Source organism: Maribacter hydrothermalis, from assembly GCF_001913155.1.
GTDB classification, from domain to species: Bacteria; Bacteroidota; Bacteroidia; order Flavobacteriales; family Flavobacteriaceae; genus Maribacter; species Maribacter hydrothermalis.
In genome coordinates this window covers 3,021,377-3,041,158 of sequence record NZ_CP018760.1, presented here as the reverse complement: position 1 = coordinate 3,041,158, position 19,782 = coordinate 3,021,377, and the positions used below count along the sequence as shown (strand labels likewise).

The window sequence follows — 19,782 nt, the reverse complement described above, 5'->3', positions numbered from 1 at the left end:
CTTAATTTTGAGGCAAAAATAAGAGAATCATTAAAACTGCACCCTCTATACCTATTAATATTCTTACTTTCTTACTAAATGAAATGTTCCGTTACTTAATAAATAACAATTCCCTGTACTTGGTTAACGGCCATAATTGATTATCCATTAGCTTTTCAAGTTTATCGCTATGCAGTCTAATTTCAGAAAAATATGGTTTTACATTATTACAATAGGCTTCGGCTTTCTTTTTAGTGTCTTTTAATGCATTTGCTTTCTTACGAGAATCTACCATGGCATCGACCATTTTTTTAATCCCTACAATGTGCTCTGCAATTTCCTCAATCATAGTTAGTTGCCCTTCGGAGAATTTTTTATGAGCGGCGCCATAGATTTCTTTTAAACCGGCAACGTTCTTTATCAATGTATTTTGGTAGGCTATCGCAGCTGGCATAATATAACCATAGACTAACTCATTATAGACCCTGCCTTCTATTTGCAGATGCAATATATAATTCTCCAAATCTACCTCCTGCCGTGCACTAACCTCCACTTCACTCATTACTTTCATAGAATGAAATAGCGCAATACTTTCTTTAGAAGTTAATACATTAAGAGCTTCTGGTGTATTTTTGTTATTACTAAGCTTTCTACGTTTTGCTTCGGTTTCCCATTCAGCACTATACCCGTCACCATCAAAACGAATACGCTTAGATGTTTTAATATATTCTCTTAGTACATTAAAAACAGCTTCATCTTTCTTTAAACTTTTTTTATCGATTAAGACATCGACCTCTTTTTTAAATTCTTTTAGCTGTTTAGCTACTATAGTATTTAAAATTGTCATGGGTTTGGCACAATTTGTTTTTGCCCCTACCCCTCTCATCTCAAATTTATTACCAGTAAATGCAAATGGCGATGTTCTATTGCGATCTGTATTATCCATTAATATTTCAGGAATTTTACCGACGACATTTAATTTTAGCTCCGTTTTCTCTTCAGGAGATAATTTTCCTTTGGACACACCTTCTAATTCGTCCAATACGCTACTTAACTGAGTACCAATAAATATGGAAAATATTGCAGGCGGGGCTTCATTGGCGCCTAAACGATGATCATTACCTGCCGATGCTATTGATGAGCGCAATAATTCCTCATAGGTGTCAACTGCTTTTATCGTATTTATAAAAAAGGTTAAGAACTGTAGATTTTTCATTGGTGTAGAACCCGGACTCAATAAATTAACTCCAGTATCTGTTGATAAAGACCAGTTATTATGTTTACCAGATCCATTTATCCCTGCAAAAGGCTTTTCATGAAATAACACTGTAAAATGATGCTTATCTGCCATTTTATCCATAACATCCATTAATAGAAGGTTATGGTCAATAGCCAAATTCGCCTCTTCAAAAACAGGGGCAAGCTCAAATTGATTCGGTGCCACTTCATTATGTCTTGTTTTTACAGGTATTCCCAATTTGGTACATTCTTTTTCCAAATCGCTCATAAAACTAAGCACGCGGCTTGGAATTACTCCGAAATAATGATCATCTAATTGTTGGCCTTTTGCTGGTATTTCACCAACCAAAGTTCTGCCCGTCATCATAATATCTGGTCTAGAATGAGCCAGTGCTTTATCTATTAAAAAATATTCTTGTTCCCAACCTAGGGTTGCATTTACCTTACTAACATTCTTATCAAAATATTTTGCAACAGCCGTGGCAGCCTCATCTACGGCACTTAATGCCCTTAATAGTGGCGCTTTATTATCTAGTGCCTCACCAGTATATGAGACAAAAATAGTAGGTATACATAAGGTAGTACCGTATATAAATGCCGGCGAAGAAGGGTCCCATGCGGTATAACCCCTAGCTTCAAACGTATTTCGAATACCTCCACTTGGAAAACTTGAGGCATCTGGCTCTTGCTGAACTAGCTGTCCACCGCCGAATTTTTCTAAAGCGGTACCGTCCGGTAATAGGTCAAAAAACGCATCATGCTTTTCTGCTGTAGACCCTGTTAAAGGCTGAAACCAATGCGTATAATGGGTTGCTCCCATTGTAATTGCCCAACCTTTAATTGCCTCTGCTACTTGATCTGCAATTTTCCTATCAATTTTAGATCCAGAAACCATAGCACCTTTTAAGCTTTCTAAAGCATCTTTGGTAAGATATTGCAACATTTTGTTTTCGTTGAAAACATTTATTCCAAAAAGCTCTGACCGCCTTCCTTTCTCTTCAATTGCAATACTATTTCTTCGTTGACTTTCTCTAATTGCTTCAAATCTTGATGATTCCATATATAAACACTTTATTAATTTGACAAAATTACGACCTATAAATATAAATATGACAAAATACCCGATAAAAAATAGGGGTACAATACAATTTATCGAATTTTTTGAGATTTAACCCCTTAAAAATTCATACGGAATGATAAAAAACATATTTTTGCTTGTCTTTTATTAAAAAATAACGAACATATTATGGCCAAAATTAAATTAGAATACATCTGGTTAGATGGATACTTTCCAACACAAAACATGCGTAGTAAAACGAAAGTTGAAGAGCATGAAAATTTCAAAGGGACTATAGAAGAGTTAGGCAATTGGTCTTTTGACGGATCGTCTACCAGACAAGCTTCAGGTGGCGCTTCTGATTGTTTATTAGTGCCTGTAGCAATTTATCCAGATCCAGACAGGATCAACGGTTATTTAGTTATGACTGAAGTAATGAATGCAGATGGAACGCCACACGTTTCTAACGGAAGAGCAACAATCGATGATGAGGATGAAGATTTCTGGTTTGGTTTTGAGCAAGAGTATTTTATCATGGATACCAAAACTCAAATGCCATTAGGTTTCCCTATTGGAGGATACCCTGCACCACAAGGTATGTATTACTGTTCAGTTGGTGGTCTACATACTCATGGAAGGGATTTAGTGGAAGAGCATGCTGATCTATGTATTGATGCAGGTTTAAACTTTGAGGGAATTAACCAAGAAGTTGCTTCTGGGCAATGGGAATTTCAATTATTTGCTAAAGGTGCCAAAAAAGCAGGTGATGAAATATGGGTAGCAAGATACCTTCTTGACAGATTAACCGAAAAATATGGTTACTATATTGAATACCACCCAAAACCATTAGGTAAGGATATGGATTGGAATGGATCAGGTATGCATGCAAACTTCTCTAACACTGCTTTAAGAACAAGTGGTAGCAAAGATGTTTATGCTGCAATTTGTGAATCTTTTAGACCATTTGTAAAAGAACACATTGCTGTTTATGGTGAATTTAACGACCAAAGATTAACGGGATTACATGAAACTGCATCTATAAATGACTTCTCTTGGGGTATTTCAGATAGAGGTGCATCTATTCGTATTCCATTAATTGCTGTTGAAAAAGGATACAAAGGATGGTTAGAAGATAGAAGACCAGCATCTAACGGTGACCCATACAAAATTGCAGCAAGAATTATCAAAACTGTAAAAACTGCAAAAATATAATACCACATTAATTGTTGATTATATTAAAAACGCCTTGAACTTGTTCAGGGCGTTTTTTATTTAGTGAATAAAACTGGATAATAGAGTATTTTTCTCGTAACGGTCTTTCACGCCCTCAGATGTTAACGGTTGTTTCGAATTATCTAAAGGAAAGTTCTAAGGAATACCGTTTACGGCAATTTTTACGATTTGTTGCGCACTAAGTTTTTTCAGGTTTGCAGAATCAACTGCTTCTTGCAACTCATAAGTATTAGACCTTAACTTAAAAATATTACTCTTACCATCTAATAAATCATTAATCATAAAAGCAATACACTCATAACCCAAACAAGAAATTTCTACAACTTTTCTTAAAGTTTTAAAAGTCATAGATATTTTAAATGTACCATCTTGATTTTTGATAACCCCCAATGGCTGATTTTTTATACGAATACTAGAAAAAGGTACGAGCTTGGTGAGGGGTGGTGACAACCAACTGGCCGTAGAAATGTTCCCGCTCTTTTTGTATATTGACCATGGCACCACTGCAAAGAAGCATTATCAAAAATTTGATTCTTATGATCATAATCTAGTTTTCAATGGCTTGGAGTGGAGTATTCATCCAATATTCTTGATAATCTTTTGGTCTTACCATTGGCTGATTTTTAAATAAAGGCTTTTTCTTATCCATAAAAGGACCATCAAAAGGTGCTCTTGAATCCGGTTTTATACGTTGGGCAAAAAACTCCCTAAATTGTTGATATTCATGTATGTCAGGATCATTGACCAAGTTCCCTAGTTGATCCTTTACATTTTCGACAGCTAATTCAAACATGGCCCCTGCTTCTTGACCTTTTTTTCTATTTAATAAAGCACTCGTTTCTCCTTTAGCATTTATCATAGCTTGCATGAAATCTGAATCACCATATAATCTGACCGAATCTCTATAGACCTCAACCTTATCGATACCAAACTTTTCTTGATTGAATTTAATATCATAATTCTTAGGATTTACGGCAGAAACCGAATCTACTGGTTTGTTAAAGTAAATGGTATAAAAACCATCAGGCATATTTACCAAGGTAGAGTCCACAGAAAATTTTGGTGGTTTTCTTACTTCAAAACTGTTATGAAAGGATATGTAATTCAAATACATTTTATTATTAATCCTTCTATATTCAGTTAAAACATCAAAAATTACTTTCTGTTTATGACCGTGTTTGTTTTTTTCGTTCTTCTTGTTTGTTTGCCGGTTATTGTACATTGTATATTCCAGTTTATGAATCGCAAAATCTTTCTGGGATATAAAGATTTCTCCATGCGCCCTGTAATTTAGATGTCGTTTCCAAAACTTAATGCCATAAAGCGCCTCATTATCACTATCGGAATCTTTACTTCTAAATAAGTTATGATTTTCGATAAAATCATTTTTTAAGGTTCCAATATAATCGTAGGATGCAACATTATAATTTCGAATGGCGTCGTGAATCCTTAAAATTCGAAACTCGTTACCACCGTAAGCACCTAAATATGCCTTTTTTATGATTTTCTTGTAGCTGTCATAATCGTAGGCAGTTCGCGCCAAAGAATCTTGCTCAAAATCGGTGTTCAGTTCAAAATTGAACATTAGGGTCTCAGAAGTTTTATCGTCTAATTGATCAAAGCCCTGATCATAAATATTCAATATGCCTTCGTTGAGATTTATATATGCCCCTTCATTGAATTGATAATCGCGATAATAACCTATGGTGGAAAAAGAAACTGAAGGATAATTATAGGGTATTGCATCAATGGCTCGTTGCACTATTTGCTTTGCGCTCAGCCTTTTCCCTCTTTTATCTTTTGCTTTAACAACTGCCTCTTGCAGACTTATGGTAGATGGTTGTAATAAAATGATATTGAGCTCCATTTGCGAAAAAGCGGCAATTGCGATTTCCCTATTCTGGTAACCCATGGAAGAGACCTCCAGAATATCACCATAATCTTTGTATTTCATCGGTATTCTAAAACTACCATCAATATTGGTAATAACCCCTAAAGCCCTGTTCTTAATTCTGATATTGGCAAAAACAACAGGTTCACCGGTAGCACCATCCTCAACTTTGCCAAAAAAAAACTCGTTCTGTTGTGCATTCACCATTGCACCACAGAAAAGAAACATGATAAAAAATTTCATTCTTATGGACATAATCTAATTTTTAATAGGCATATTCATCCCGTATTCTTTAAATTTGCTTGATTTTAATATAAGTTTATCTTTGGATAGGGTGTTCTGTTATCCAATTATAAATTATTTGAAGTTATTTTGAAAAAAGGCTTTGTTTCTTGTGTAAAATACCCCCTAAACTGGTTGTAATTTTTGTAAGTCTAGGTATTAATATCGTTACCATCAATATTCCTAAAAGAAAGTGGTAAACGAAAACCACCATTCATGTTAGTAATAACCCCTTTGGACTTACCTTTTACACCAACTGTAGTAAAAATAATTGATTCATTAGCAACATTATCCAAAACAACACCTCCGATAAAAACTGATTCTTGTCCAAATACATAATCAGGCACAATTTTTAAAAGAAATAGTGAAATAAATATTAAAGTATAATTTTCATTTGATAGGTTGGCTCAACCTATGGTAACATACACAAAGGCTATGTAAATTCCAACAAGAATTAAACCATCTCTCCACCCCAACCGTAATCCTTTGGGTATAAAAACTAGGGGAAGTATAAGAAAAGATATACCCAACATCCAAAATATATCATTTGTTAAAAGACCTTGATCTATAACGGTAATTGGCGTTATAATAGAAGTAATTCCTAATACTGCCAATAGATTAAATATATTGGAACCTATTAAATTTCCTAATGAAATAGCCTTTTCTTTTTTTATTACAGCAATTACAGATGCCGCCAATTCCGGAATACTGGTACCAATTGAAACTATGGTTATAGCAATTACCCGTTCAGTTACACCAAATGCTTTTGCCATACCAACAGCTCCACCAATAAGTAATTCAGAACCGCCCCAAAGTGCCACACCGCCTAAACCTAAAAAAAGGACTGTTTTGTATATTGGCAACATTTCATCTGGTTCGTCATCCTTATCAATAACAGCAGGTTTTTGAAAACGGAGTAAATACACCAGGAATAAAAAAAGAAAAACGACCATTACAATTCCTTCATAGGATTCTAATACGCCATCAATATATATAAAGAAGAAAAAGAGTAACGAAGCAAGCATCATTACTGGCCAATCTGTAGTATAAAAATTTTTACTCACATCAATTGGACTTAATAGTATAGTAACAGCCAACACCAATCCTAGATTAGCAATATTAGACCCTACTACATTTCCTAAAGCTAAGTCAGGAAATCCGTCAAGAGCTGCATTTATACTTACAATTAGCTCTGGTGCAGAGGTTGCAAAAGAAACCACCGTCATCCCTATAACAATTTTTGGAATTTGTAACCGTAACGATAAGTCCACCGCCGCTTTTAATAACCAATTACCCCCTGCTATTAACAATATTAACCCTCCAAGTATAAAGAGAAAGTTTTGCATCCATTGAATTTTGGTAAATATATATAGAAGAAAGTTCTTCGTTGATAACTATTGAAATTATATTACTTTTAATTTAACTTACCAACAAAAGATATATTTATGAATAGCCCACAAAAATTGAATAAATTAAAAGCAATGAAAAGTGTATTTGTAGTACCACTATTCGCTCTAATACTAGTAAGTTTTAGCACAAAACAAACATTATCGTCTACTCCTTCATTTACAATTATAAATACCTTAAACATTATTGAACTGGTAATTGACAAAAGCACAACTGACGATCAATTAATTAAATTTAAAACTGACTTAGCGAAAGAAAATTTTGATATTTCTTATACAACCGTAAGGAATAAAAATGGTGAAATTAAAAACATTTCTATAGAAGTTTCTGGAGGTAATAAAAAAAATGGAGAAGTAAGCAGCAGGTACAAGTCCACTTCTGATAATGACACTATTGACCCAATCTACATTATCATTGACACCACAAAGAATAGTATCCTTATAAGAAACTCTAGTATAAGCAGTAATATTACAGATATTAAGCAACTAAAATCTGACAATAATAAACAGGTTTCAATACAAACTTCTTCAACAAATGACTATGATATAAAAATTTCTGAAGAAGAAAGTAACAGTTTTATGTTTGTGTCTAATGACTCAAATAAAAGTCCATTGTATTATATTGATGGAATTAAGAGTGATGCAGCCACTGTTAAAAATTTAAATGAAAGCTCCATTGAATCTATGAACGTTTTAAAGGGAGTTAGTGCTATTAAAAAATACGGTGAAGAAGCAGCACATGGCGTCGTAGAAATACAGACAAAAAAATAATAGATTGGTCAATATAATTGTTATGATTTAATAAAGTTTGATGTTTTAAATATCAGACTTTATTTAGTTAAAAGAATGACCTAGTTAGTTTTGTGCAATTATTGAAAGAATTACGCCTTGCATAACAAATAAAACTAAAATACACGCCTACAATTATTACATAATTATAGTATAAAATATAATAATTGTAAAAATATGTAATTAACTTATAGACAAAAAGTAATAAATAAAAATCATTAGTGTTTATTTACTTATAAACTTATATTCAATTATATTTATTTAACATATTGCATTTGGTGCAATGAAATAGCTATAATATATTGGATAAACATTTTTTTAGAAAATGCTTAACCATTAAAATCCACACCAGTATGATAGCTTTAATTGAACTCTTAATTGTTCTAGTTCTAACAATAGTAATTAGCCTTACTTTAAATTAGTATTAATTTAAAGTACACGAATACTCGGCGACTTGATCAACCGCTTTTATATTTACGTATTTTTGTAAAAATTAAAACTTTGAAGAAAGCATTCTACAAACTACTGGCAAAACTCAATAAAGTTCTACTACCGTCTTATAGTAAACAACAGCTAGATTTAGCTAAAGCCACTAAATTTCAAATGGCAATAATTGGCTGGCGCTATTTAATTACCACTAAAGCACTGGACTAATACTTCAACAATGACTTTACTGGGTAATCTTTAATTTTAGATACTCCATTAAGAAAAGTAAGCTCAATAAGAAAATTACATTGTACAATTTCACCCCCCAATTTTTCCACTAATTTACAAGCTGCATTTGCGGTACCACCTGTTGCCATCACGTCATCGTGAATTAAGACCTTGTCTCCTTTTTCAATTGCGTCTAAATGAATCTCCAAAGTATCCGTTCCATATTCTAAATTATAAGTTTCGCTTATTCTCTTTGAAGGTAATTTTCCTGGCTTACGAACTGGTACAAAACCTGCATTAAGCCGTTCAGCTAACATAGGTCCAAAAATAAATCCTCTACTCTCCATACCTACCACTTTATCTATTTTTTGTCCATCAAGCAATTTCAATAAGGCATTTGCTGTCTCATTTAACGTAATTGGATTTTGTAATAGTAATGTTATATCCTTAAAAACCACTCCTTCTTTGGGGAAATTGGGTACATCTCTAATAAAGCTTTTAAAATCCATTTAATAATGTGTTCTTAATTTTGTGGTAAATGTAAAAAGAAATATATTTGCACCCCGTTAAGGGAAAATTTAAACGGCCTCGTGGCGCAACTGAATAGCGCACTTGATTACGGCTCAAGAGGTTACTGGTTTGAATCCAGTCGAGGTCACTAGTAAAACCAGCACTTTCCAAAGCTTTGTGGAATTGCTGGTTTTTTATTTGCAGAAAATGTACTAATAAATCTCATATAATTTGATTTCACTTTAACTTTCCCAATCTTTCCATTAATCAAAAAATACCATTTTAAAGGATAAATAATGTTGAGGTAATATTAGATATTTACTTAAAAACAAAGATGTTCTAATTATTAAGAGTATTAATAACTTCCTTATTTATTTTACTTACTTTGTCAATATCTAGTTTATCCACCTTTCGGTCATAAGTCATAAAGCCGTTTACTTCGCCTTCGACATCAGTGGTTTGAGTATAGATTGCTGCTGAAAACCCAGCATTGACCATTTTTTTGAGAATTTCCGCATATTTTACATATTCATCGGTAGTCTCCTTTGAGTTCTTAAATTTGATATAGCCCCAATTATTGTCGGGTTTCCACAAATGTCCTTGAATTGGTAGTCCAATACCTCCATATTCTCCAAGCACCGTTACCCTATTGGCATCGTATAAATATAATTCAGGGGCAGGATAATTATGTAAGTCAAGAATATCGCCGGTTTGAAAGTGATTTCCTCCACTAGCTGAATTAACCAAGCGGGATGAATCATAATTTTTAGTCCATTCGGTAATCTCAACCGTCTTAAACTGCCCCCAAGCTTCGTTAAAGGGAACCCATACAACTATACTAGGATAGGAATAAAGATAATCCATGATATCTTTCCATTCTTCTCTAAATATCTTTTCAGATTCACTGGTTCGCGCCAATTCTGACCCTTTAAAGTATTCTGTACGTTGCCATCCGTTATCTAAATCACCATTAGGCATATCTTGCCACACTAAGATTCCCAATCTGTCACAGTGGGTATACCACCTTGCAGGTTCAACTTTTACATGTTTACGTATCGTATTAAAACCAAGTTCTTTGGTTTTAATAATATCATATTTCAAAGCCTCGTCGGTCGGAGCGGTATATAATCCATCAGGCCACCAACCTTGATCCAGCGGACCAAATTGAAAATAATCCTTATTATTCAGTTGCATTCTTACGATGCCATTTTCATCTCTTTTCTTAGAAATTTTCCTCATCGCAAAATAACTTTTGACTTCGTCAACGGTTTTTCCATTGCTAATTAAACTTACTTTAATATCGTATAAAAAAGGCGACTCTGGCGACCAAAGTTTAGGTGTTTGCAATTTAATTTCCAAGTTGGTGGTTATAGCTGCTTTAACATTGGAAATCATCTCAGTACCATTTAATACAGATACTTCTATTACATCTCCGTAATTACCATTATTAACATTAGCTTTTATCTTAACAGAATTATAATCTATGTCTGGAATAATTTTTAAATTCTCTATATACTTATCTTCTACAGCCTCAATCCAAACTGTTTGCCAAATTCCAGTGACCGGAGTATACCAAATGCCTTCTGGATTATTGACTTGCTTACCTCTGGGCTGTTTACCATTACTAGTAGGATCCCAAACGCGAACACTCAATTTTTGAGAACGACTTTTTAAAAAAGGAGTAATATTAAAAGAAAAGGGCGTATATCCTCCAGTGTGTGTACCAACTTTTACATCGTTAACCCATACATCTGTTTTCCAATCTACCGCTCCAAAGTGAAGTAAAATATTTTTCCCGTTCCATCCAGAATCGATATTAAACTCCGTTCTATACCATACCTCTTTTTTATCACCAACCTGTTCCATTACACCCGACAGGCTGCTTTCAATAGGAAACGGGACTAAAATTTTACCATCATATTTTTTTGGTTCTATACTTGCATAAGGAGCAATAGAATAATCCCATAGTCCATTTAAATTTTTCCACATGGGACGTTCCATTATAGGACGTGGATATTCTGACAAAACATTATTAACATCTATATTTTCAACCCACTCCGTCTTAATCTTGTCACCTTGAGGCTTCCATTGTGCAATAAGTAAGATAGAAGAAAATAAACATAGCGTAAGAAATGTGATATTTTTCATTTAAATAATGGCCTTTTTAGATTTATTAAAATTATATACTTACTTCAATTTTTAAGTAAACTACCTCGGGGCAAGCCCACGAGGCATTCGCACGAAACAAACTTTTAATTTCGAGGCAAGCCTCGGGGTATTATACCCTTTGGCGGTGCCAATAAATTAATTTATAATAATTAACGAATTTCCATCAATTTAAGGTATCATCCTTTCAGAAGACGGTTTTAAATTTTGCATTGATAATAAATGTATTCAAAATACATTGAATAGTCATAGTTATTATTAATTTTCGATATAGCAATCCAAACACATCTATTAGTCCTTATTTTAATTATCCATATTTAATATAAGGGACGATTATTTCAGCTTCTTTTAAAATTATTGTAAGCAGCAAATCGACAACAGTAAAAATATAATTCTGCATAACCCACTGTATTTAGGCATTCCAAGAAAAAGGGTTAAATCAGTCAAGGGCACAAGTTTAAATTACTTAAAGTATCAAACCCTGCAAATTTTAAAATTTGCAGGGTTTGATGGTTCTAAGGGTATTATATGAAGTAAAATTATTTCATATCATAATTTTATTATTTGTTTCGGTTTGCTCATAAAGGTTTTTTACCAGAAATTATATTGTAAAGAATAGCAATAACTGCAAGGACCAATAATATATGTATAAGGCTGCTTGAACCCATTCCTGCTATAATTCCAAAAAAACCCAACGCCCATACTACTATACAAACAACTGCAATTAACCAAAGAATACTTCTCATAATTTTTAATTTTAGGATTTACGTTCATCTTCCATGTTATAACAAGACTATAACTTATAAAGTGGCCAGTTATCATGGTTTATTATGTTAAATCTAGAAACTCTTTAAGACTCCGATTAATTCCAAAGCAAGATATTTTAACACAATAAAATAAATATAAAATACACCAAAGCCAGTTATATCCATTAATTAGGTTAAACTATAATTGCTTAAAGTCAATAGAAATATACTTTGGTTGGTATTTTTATTAGATGAAAATAATTGAATTCGATATTCTTGTAATAGGTAGTGGAATTGCGGGGCAAACAGTAGCTAAAACTTGTGTAAAAGAAGGTCTAACGGTTGCTATAGCCGACAACCGTGAGTATGGCGGTACTTGCGCCAATCGTGGTTGTGACCCAAAAAAAGTACTTTTAGGTCCTACGGAGATTTGGGAGTCCGCAAAAAAACTTAATAAAGAAGGAATTACGTCTATCCCTAAGTTAAATTGGAAAAAGCTTCAAAAATTTAAGCGAAAGTTTACGCAACCGGTACCTTTGGCAAGAGAAAAAGAATTATCTGGGTTAGGCATAAAACTTTATCATCAATCACCGAAGTTTATCGACGAAAACACTTTGTCTATAGAAGGAAAAACTATAAGAGCTCAAAAAATTGTTATTGCTACAGGTCAGGTTCCGCGGAAACTAAATTTTACCGGGTCAAAATTCTTAAAATCTAGTGATGATTTTCTTAAACTGAAAAAACTTCCTAATAAAATAATCATTATTGGTGCCGGATTTGTGGGAATGGAACTTGCCCACATGGCCGCGAGAGCCGGTAGTAAAGTTCTTGTTCTTGAAGTTGGAAATCGCATATTAAATGATTTCGATAAAGACTTGTCCGAGCATCTATTACAAGTCTCTAAACAATTAGGAATCAAGTTTAATTTTAACGTTGAAATATCTAAATTAAAAAAACTTAGAAAAAATTATGTAGTCAATTACATAGTTGATGAAAAAAAACATTCACAAAAGGCAAGATTAATTTTCAATACCGCAGGAAGAGTTCCGTCTATTGACGATCTTAATCTAAAAAAAGGAAATGTACATTACTCAAAAAAGGGCGTACAAGTAAATGAATATTTACAAAATACAGGTAACCCAAATGTTTATGCCTGTGGAGATGTATCTGACCACAGCCTTCCGCTTTCCCCACTTTCTAGTGTTGAGGCAGTAATAGTATCAGAAAACATTTTACATAATAATCGAAAAAAAATAGACATAGCTGTGGTTCCAACTGTAGCATTCACGATTCCGAATTTAGCATCCGTAGGTTTGTCTGAAGAAGTAGCAAAAAAAAGATACAAAAATGTAATTGTCAATTATCAATCAGTTCCTTATTGGTACAATGCTAAACGCATAAATTTAGAAGAATATGCTTATAAAATTATTATAAATGAACGAACAAAAATAATATTGGGAGCGCATATCCTATCCCCTTATGCTGCTGAAACTATCAACTTATTTACAATGGCAATAAATATGGAATTGACTACTGATGCATTAAAAAGCATGATTTTCACCTATCCAACATGGGCTAATGACATAAAAAGTATGATTTAAGCTACTTACCAACATCACAAAATTTAAAATAAAATTTATACTACAAAAGTTCTGTATTACCATTTAAAAGTATAGAATACAATCGCTACATTAATGTGAATTCATGTTATATCATTATATAGTTTAAAACATAAGCCGCTGATGATTATTAAGAAAAATTATAGTATTTTAATTATTGACATCTAATTACAGAAGTAAACTATCTCGCGGGAAAGTCCTACAAGGCATAAATGGAAAAACCGTAATGATTTCGTGCCAAGCCTCGGAACATTCAAATCTCGATTATCGAGTAAAAACTATCTTCAATTTTAATTACTACTTCTATTTCAACTAAAGTAAACTACGGCAACACCTTTTTACTACTATTAAGAGCTAAATAATTCTTATCAAAATCTAATTGCGCTAATCTTCATTTTTATTGCAATAAGTACAAAAGCATATTTACGCTAAGTTTATTTTAAAATATAAAACAATTGAAAAATAAGAACATGAAGAATAAACGTATATCGGACACGATGGAAAAGATATTAAATGAACAAATGACAAGAGAAGCCTACCAAGCTCAAGTATATCTTTCCTATGCTTCGTGGGCTGAAGTTAGTAGCTTTCCTGGTATAGCACAATTTCTTTATGGCCATATGAGCGAAGAACGAGAGCATATGTTCAAAATATTAAAGTATATAAACGACCGTGGTGGTGAAACAAAAATTGAAGCTATTAAAGCACCTTCGGCAAACCCAAAAAACATTGAAGATTGTTTTAATAAAATATTGCAACATGAAATAGATAATTCTAAGCAAATTGATAAAATAGTAGATTTAGCTCTTAAAGAAAAAGATTGGGCAACGTTCAATTTTGCGCAATGGTTTGTTAAAGAACAAATTGAAGAGGAAACTTTAATTAATGAAATTATAGATAAGTATACCTTAGCATCTAAAAAGGTGGATAATAATGCTAACTTATATGACCTAGACAGAGATTTGGCAAGCGCATCTCAGCATGCCACGATTCCACAGGAAGAGAAATTATAAGCACACAACCCTCTGTATTAAAAAGAATAGCCATCGATTTAAATTGATGGCTATTCTTTATAGGTTTAAATCCAATATACATACTACCTTTAAGTTCCCAACTCTGTTTTTTCTAAGCCTTTACTATTTCTCCCGAAGTATACCGAACAGAATTTCGAATTGTCCATTAGTTTAGGTTAAACTATTAGTAGTAAACACCATAGGGGCAAACACGCGAGGCATTGAATTGAAAATTTAATTGAGATTATCACGCTAACGTCAGAGCATTTAAATCTCCATTATCGAGTAAAATTGCCATACTTTTGTTTAAACCCCACCAATTACCGAGATCCATTGTTCTTTAATTTGTTTAGGAGTAACACTGTATATTTTAAAGATTAAAATTCTGTAGGAGAATACTAACATCATAAAAAAACTACAACTTGAAAAAAATAAACTATTGATGTTAAATGGGTGGTGTTGAACCATGTTTTTTTTAAATTGATTTACTGCTTTTTTAAGATAAGAAAAATGTTTAATGGATTAATCCAAATCTAAATATTACCTAAGTTTTGCAAACGGATTAGCATTGGCATGTATTTCATAAAACAACAGGAATACTGTGTTATTTCTATTTCCTGAAAAGGAAATAACACAAAGCAATTGTACAGGCGAAACAACATGAACCGACTAAACAAACAATAATTAAAGTATGAAAATTATTAACCCAAAAGTAATTCGCCAAATTTTTGTTCTTTTATTGATCATTTTAACTGGCGGATTAATCTTTAAAGAAATAATACCCTACTTTTCAGGTGTGCTTGGAGCAATTACCTTATACGTGTTATTGCACAAACCTATGACCAAGCTAATTAAGAAAGGCTGGCGTCCAAAAGTTGCCTCTGCTTTACTAATGCTAATTTCTTTTTTAGTTATTCTCATACCCGTTTCTGGTGCACTATTTATGTTAGGAAGCAAAATCGGGAATGCCGTTGATAACTCTGAGCGCGTAACAAAGGCCTTCAAAACTCAATTGCAGCAGACTGAAAAATATTTAGGGTATGACCTTACTTCAGAAATAGACGTTTCGGCAGTCTCGGGGTGGGTTTCAAAAAATTTACAAGGTTTGGTAGGCGGTACCTTCACTACTATTATTGCCATTTCAATAATGTACTTCCTTTTATTTTATATGCTTACAAATCGTAAAAGCTTTGGAGAATCGTTATATGATTATATTCCTATTAGCACGAAAAATCTTAATCTTATTGGTGATGAAACACGTGCAATGGTACGTGCTAACGCCTTAGGCATACCACTAGTAGCAATTGCCCAGGGTATAGTAGCATTAATAGGTTTTTTAATCTTCGGTATAGATAATCCGTTTTTTTGGGCAGTAATTGTTACCATTGGTTCTATGGTTCCTTTCATAGGTAATTTTCTTGGTACTATTCCCGTATTTATCTTAGCGCTTTCTAATGGAGATACGTTTCAGGCTTGGGGTATTTTATTATACGGTATTGTAGTTGTTGGCTCTACAGATAATATCATTAGATTATATGTGCTGCAAAAATTGGATAATGTGCATCCATTGGTAACCCTTATAGGGGTTATTATAGGTATTCCCCTATTCGGCTTTATTGGACTAATTTTTGGCCCCTTATTAATAAGTCTTTTTTTAATTATAGTGAAGATATATAGAAGAGAGTATAGTACTGAAATTAAAGACCAACTGTAACCGCAGTCAGAGTCATTAAAAATTTATGGTATCACAAGCTTATAAATAGATTTGTAAAACTGTTATATAAATATTCCTGAAAATACGAATGCAATTATGATAAATAAGTAATGCTATTAAAATAATGACAAATCCTACTTTTGTAATTCCGTTTTTGTGAAAATTATAATTACGTTTTCAATCATTTGCGTTCTTTATGATTTCCGTATTTTATTCCATTTGTTTTGTATCCATTTTAATTAGCAGTTTTGTAAATTAAACTTACTATGGACCTTTATTATTAGCACTTACTAATGAAATAATTGGTCCGTTTTGTACCATAAAAGCGATTAGGGAACTTTAAATAATAATTAAACGCTTGCGTTGAAATTTAAAGCTGAATTTCTTTACAATGCCTCCTGAGCTTGCATCAATTAATGAACTTAAGTTCTCTAGACAAAAATGTTTGATGCAGTTAAAGAAATCGTTAATTCTAAAAACATAAATTAAACGAGTCAAATTTTCATTGATTACAGCTAATGAATATCCCGTTTAATCGTGAAATTTGAATATCATTAAATTAATAATCAAATCTTTAAGAAATACTTTTTAAAGAAAATTGATGTAATTAAAATAAAACTTAAAATATGAGCAATAACAGTAATACATTATTAGGAATTTTGGCCGGTACGGCAATAGGAGCAACATTAGGAATATTATTTGCACCTGACAAAGGAATTAATACCCGTAGAAAATTAGTAGATGAAGCGGTATCCGCAAAAGATTCATTGGCTGAAACTGCACTTGATTTAAGAGACAGGGCGGCAACGACCATTTCTTCTCAAGCAAACACTTTAGAAGGTAAATTAGAATCTGTTGTTTCAGATGTCAGTTATAAAACTGAAGATGTAATTTCTCAATTAGAACAGAAACTAAAGGATTTAAAAACTAAAAATAGAAAACTACAGAAATCGTAATGGGTATATTGGACGTTATAGACGATTCTACATCTAAAGCTGCTAAAAAAGGAGAGGATTACATAAGTAAAACAAAGGAATACTATGCACTAAAGGTATTTCAACAACTTGCGCTTATGTCCTCTTTCTTCATTAAAGTAGTGATTTTTGGTAGCCTAATAATTTTAGGGATCATTTTCATTGCTATTTCAGGGGCAAATGCTTTAAGTATATTACTCGAAAGTTCAGTTTTAGGATACCTTGCAATGGGGTTAATTTTTTTAATATTGACCGGTTTTATTTATTTGGGTAGACACGTCATAGATAAAAGAATAATTAAAAAATTATCACAAAACTATTTTGAAAAATGATAACGGAAAAATACGCATCATTCGACGACATCAGCAATGATTTAAAAAGATTAAATTTAGAGCGAAAGATTGCTTTGGAAGAGTTAAAGATGCAAAGAAATTATATTTCCGAAGAAATTGGACATTACAGTTGGGTAAATTGGATTCTAAAAATCGGCAAAAAATACGGAGTTATGCTTTTACTTCGAAAATTTTTTAAATAGAAATTATCATTAAAAAATTTTCAAGAAAACATAAAACCTAATTACAAAGACGCTAAAATGCGTCTTTTTTTATGTGCATTCCTCTTGATTTTGAAACAAAAAAATACATTTTCAACCAAAGCGAAAATAAATCCTTTTTTACTCAATTAATTAAGATATGGTCGATATTAACGCAGATAGTTAGTATAGTTGTAATTGAGTTAATTATAACCTTTTTAGAATAAATACTTTCCCTGTCTTCTCTTTAATTTTATACCAAGATGTAAATTGGTAAACATCAAAAAAGAAATTACCGTTAATTATTAAATTATTAGAAATGAGTTCATATACAGAAACAGTTGGAAACAAATTAAATAGCCTATTAGAAAAAACGAATGATGCTGAAAAAGGTTTTAAAAAGGCTGCAGAACACGCAGATAATCCTAACCTAAAAGCATATTTTGATCGTAAATCTATGGAACGCAAATCTTTCGGAAATGATTTAAAAAGTGAAATTAAAACTTTTGGTCAAGAAGCAGAAAAAGGAGGAAGTGCAAGCGGAACACTACATAGAGGTTGGATGGATGTTAAAGCTTGGCTCTCAGCTGACAATGACGAGTCTATGCTAGAAGAAGCAATTACTGGCGAAAAAGCGGCATTGGATGAATACAAAGAAGTTTTAAAGGAAACTAGTTTGCCAACAAGTACGGCTACTTTACTAACGCAACAATTATCTACTATTTCTTCGGATCTTTCAAAAATTAAAAGATTAGAAGATATTGCATAAAGTTTTTATTGCTTATTGAGAAAAAGAGGATGTTTAACGACATCCTCTTTTAATATATATCTCTTATCATGAATATACTGAAATGCTTAAAAACAGGACACATTTATAAAGGGTACAAAAAACCTGTATAAGAATTAATTAAGAAGTTGATTTTCGTATATGCTGATAAAAATCTCTAGGTGAAAGCCCATATTTCTCTTTAAAAAGTTTTGAAAAATAACTTCTAGAATTAATTCCAATTTTATAACTAATCTGCGTTATATTCAAATCGGTAGTTTCTAACAATTCTTTTGCTTTTTCAATTCTGAAATTTTTAATATATTGGTTTACAGAAGTTTTATAAAGTTTTTTAAAACCTCTTTGTAAATTGGTTTGGTTTAGCCCTACTCTCTTTGCCAAGACAACAATATTATCCATTCGGTCAAGCTCATTTTCAATAATTTTCGCAGCCTTTTCAATTTTTTCAAGGGTAGCTTTATTTAAAACGGTATTGATGCCTTCATCGTCTATACCTTTTAAATAGTGTTGTAATTGAAATGTAAGTATCTCGTAAGCCTTCCCTTCTTGGTAAACCGTTTTCATAAAGTCCACTAACTCACATTCCATAAATTCTTCGATGAATTTAGCAATATCCAAACCATAAAATCCTTTTGAATAAAAGATTTGGGTGCCGTTTACATCTCTAAACAGCTTCATTAGGTCTTCATCCATTTCAGTAAGAAATTCGCTTATTTTTTCTTCAAATAATTTTCTGTTTATTTCAATACTAAAAAGACTTATTGATGTATTCGTCGGAAATATAAAAATATGATTATTCTGAGGAGTGCTTGATGTTATCACATTCTCAAGAAGATCAATTTCATGCATTTCATCAATATCCTCAAATTTGTGCGTAATTGTAGATTCTCTATTGAACAGTAATTTTAACGGATGCACAGAACCCTTTTCATATTCAAGTATTAATTCTTGCTTCAACAAAAAGTTAAATTCTAACACTCCTAATCCATAATCAAAACAAGTGGCTTTTATAAATCCAAAACCAATTTTTTCAGGAATACGAACACATATCTCATTTGCATCTTCTTCAGGGACAAGCTTTAAACTTTTGGCGATATCTTCAATAAATATTTTAACATCAATATCGTGCACACGGATTCTATGATTCATGAATATTTTGAAATTAATTTCTACTTCAAAAGTTGAAATTAC

Annotated in this window: 19 protein-coding genes and 1 tRNA gene; 11 read left to right on the top strand and 9 right to left on the bottom strand. The window is 32.4% G+C overall.

What is annotated here, in order from left to right; genetic code table 11:
• Positions 1-91: 91 nt before the first annotated feature.
• Positions 92-2,278: a glutamine synthetase III family protein gene (locus tag BTR34_RS13015; protein WP_068486107.1), complete on the bottom strand. Its 2,187-nt coding sequence runs from the start codon at positions 2,276-2,278 to the stop codon at positions 92-94.
• Positions 2,279-2,464: 186 nt separating this feature from the next.
• Between BTR34_RS13015 and BTR34_RS13010 the strand changes: the two genes are divergently transcribed.
• Positions 2,465-3,487, top strand: a complete 1,023-nt coding sequence (locus BTR34_RS13010) for a glutamine synthetase beta-grasp domain-containing protein (RefSeq protein WP_068486105.1) — start codon at positions 2,465-2,467, stop codon at positions 3,485-3,487.
• Between the two features lie 156 nt (positions 3,488-3,643).
• Here BTR34_RS13010 and BTR34_RS13005 read toward each other — a convergent pair whose 3' ends face one another.
• From BTR34_RS13005 to BTR34_RS12990, 4 genes are all read right to left on the bottom strand, one after another.
• Positions 3,644-3,898, bottom strand: coding sequence for a hypothetical protein (locus tag BTR34_RS13005; RefSeq protein WP_157483923.1), 255 nt, complete (start codon positions 3,896-3,898; stop codon positions 3,644-3,646).
• 157 nt (positions 3,899-4,055) lie between these two features.
• Positions 4,056-5,654 carry a carboxypeptidase-like regulatory domain-containing protein gene (locus BTR34_RS13000; RefSeq protein WP_082960215.1) on the bottom strand — a complete coding sequence of 533 codons (1,599 nt, stop codon included), beginning with the start codon at positions 5,652-5,654 and terminating at the stop codon, positions 4,056-4,058.
• Between the two features lie 179 nt (positions 5,655-5,833).
• Positions 5,834-6,028 (bottom strand): peptidase associated/transthyretin-like domain-containing protein, encoded by a 195-nt coding sequence (locus BTR34_RS12995; protein ID WP_068486099.1) that lies wholly within the window; start codon positions 6,026-6,028, stop codon positions 5,834-5,836.
• A gap of 60 nt (positions 6,029-6,088) precedes the next feature.
• The gene (locus BTR34_RS12990; RefSeq protein ID WP_068486097.1) at positions 6,089-7,027 is read right to left on the bottom strand and encodes a calcium/sodium antiporter; all 939 of its coding nucleotides are present in this window, start codon (positions 7,025-7,027) and stop codon (positions 6,089-6,091) included.
• 99 nt (positions 7,028-7,126) lie between these two features.
• Here BTR34_RS12990 and BTR34_RS12985 point away from each other — a divergent pair, with 99 nt between their 5' ends.
• Together BTR34_RS12985 and BTR34_RS12980 are read left to right on the top strand one after the other, a co-directional pair.
• Positions 7,127-7,858 (top strand): TonB-dependent receptor plug domain-containing protein, encoded by a 732-nt coding sequence (locus tag BTR34_RS12985; RefSeq protein ID WP_068486095.1) that lies wholly within the window; start codon positions 7,127-7,129, stop codon positions 7,856-7,858.
• Positions 7,859-8,377: 519 nt separating this feature from the next.
• Entirely contained in the window at positions 8,378-8,530 is a 153-nt protein-coding gene (locus BTR34_RS12980; RefSeq protein WP_068486093.1) for an SsrA-binding protein, read from the top strand.
• Here BTR34_RS12980 and BTR34_RS12975 read toward each other — a convergent pair.
• Positions 8,527-9,039, bottom strand: coding sequence for an adenine phosphoribosyltransferase (locus BTR34_RS12975; protein ID WP_068486091.1), 513 nt, complete (start codon positions 9,037-9,039; stop codon positions 8,527-8,529). The two genes, BTR34_RS12980 and BTR34_RS12975, sit on opposite strands and share 4 nt — an antisense overlap.
• Positions 9,040-9,114: 75 nt before the next feature.
• On the opposite strand from BTR34_RS12975, the gene BTR34_RS12970 reads away from it, so the two are divergent.
• Positions 9,115-9,188, top strand: a tRNA-Arg gene (locus BTR34_RS12970).
• A gap of 191 nt (positions 9,189-9,379) precedes the next feature.
• Here BTR34_RS12970 and BTR34_RS12965 read toward each other — a convergent pair.
• Both BTR34_RS12965 and BTR34_RS18805 read right to left on the bottom strand, forming a co-directional pair.
• The gene (locus BTR34_RS12965; RefSeq protein WP_068486089.1) at positions 9,380-11,188 is read right to left on the bottom strand and encodes a glycoside hydrolase family 2 protein; all 1,809 of its coding nucleotides are present in this window, start codon (positions 11,186-11,188) and stop codon (positions 9,380-9,382) included.
• Between the two features lie 596 nt (positions 11,189-11,784).
• Positions 11,785-11,952 carry a lmo0937 family membrane protein gene (locus BTR34_RS18805; protein ID WP_157483920.1) on the bottom strand — a complete coding sequence of 56 codons (168 nt, stop codon included), beginning with the start codon at positions 11,950-11,952 and terminating at the stop codon, positions 11,785-11,787.
• A 251-nt stretch (positions 11,953-12,203) separates the two neighbouring features.
• Between BTR34_RS18805 and BTR34_RS12960 the strand changes: the two genes are divergently transcribed.
• The 7 genes from BTR34_RS12960 to BTR34_RS12930 all read left to right on the top strand — a co-directional run bounded on the left by BTR34_RS12960 (position 12,204) and on the right by BTR34_RS12930 (position 18,573).
• Positions 12,204-13,553, top strand: a complete 1,350-nt coding sequence (locus BTR34_RS12960; protein WP_068486088.1) for a dihydrolipoyl dehydrogenase family protein — start codon at positions 12,204-12,206, stop codon at positions 13,551-13,553.
• 488 nt (positions 13,554-14,041) lie between these two features.
• Positions 14,042-14,584, top strand: a complete 543-nt coding sequence (locus BTR34_RS12955) for a ferritin (protein WP_068486086.1) — start codon at positions 14,042-14,044, stop codon at positions 14,582-14,584.
• A 691-nt stretch (positions 14,585-15,275) separates the two neighbouring features.
• Entirely contained in the window at positions 15,276-16,298 is a 1,023-nt protein-coding gene (locus BTR34_RS12950; protein WP_068486084.1) for an AI-2E family transporter, read from the top strand.
• 626 nt (positions 16,299-16,924) lie between these two features.
• The gene (locus tag BTR34_RS12945) at positions 16,925-17,254 is read left to right on the top strand and encodes a YtxH domain-containing protein (protein ID WP_068486082.1); all 330 of its coding nucleotides are present in this window, start codon (positions 16,925-16,927) and stop codon (positions 17,252-17,254) included.
• Positions 17,254-17,604 (top strand): hypothetical protein, encoded by a 351-nt coding sequence (locus BTR34_RS12940; protein ID WP_068486080.1) that lies wholly within the window; start codon positions 17,254-17,256, stop codon positions 17,602-17,604. Before BTR34_RS12945 ends, BTR34_RS12940 begins: the two co-directional genes overlap by 1 nt.
• Entirely contained in the window at positions 17,601-17,807 is a 207-nt protein-coding gene (locus BTR34_RS12935) for a hypothetical protein (RefSeq protein WP_068486078.1), read from the top strand. The genes BTR34_RS12940 and BTR34_RS12935 overlap by 4 nt, the downstream gene beginning before the upstream one ends.
• A gap of 316 nt (positions 17,808-18,123) precedes the next feature.
• Positions 18,124-18,573, top strand: a complete 450-nt coding sequence (locus BTR34_RS12930; protein WP_068486076.1) for a ferritin-like domain-containing protein — start codon at positions 18,124-18,126, stop codon at positions 18,571-18,573.
• 138 nt (positions 18,574-18,711) lie between these two features.
• Here BTR34_RS12930 and BTR34_RS12925 read toward each other — a convergent pair whose 3' ends face one another.
• Complete coding sequence (locus BTR34_RS12925; RefSeq protein ID WP_068486074.1) at positions 18,712-19,740, bottom strand: AraC family transcriptional regulator; 1,029 nt, start codon at positions 19,738-19,740, stop codon at positions 18,712-18,714.
• Between the last annotated feature and the right edge of the window lie 42 nt (positions 19,741-19,782).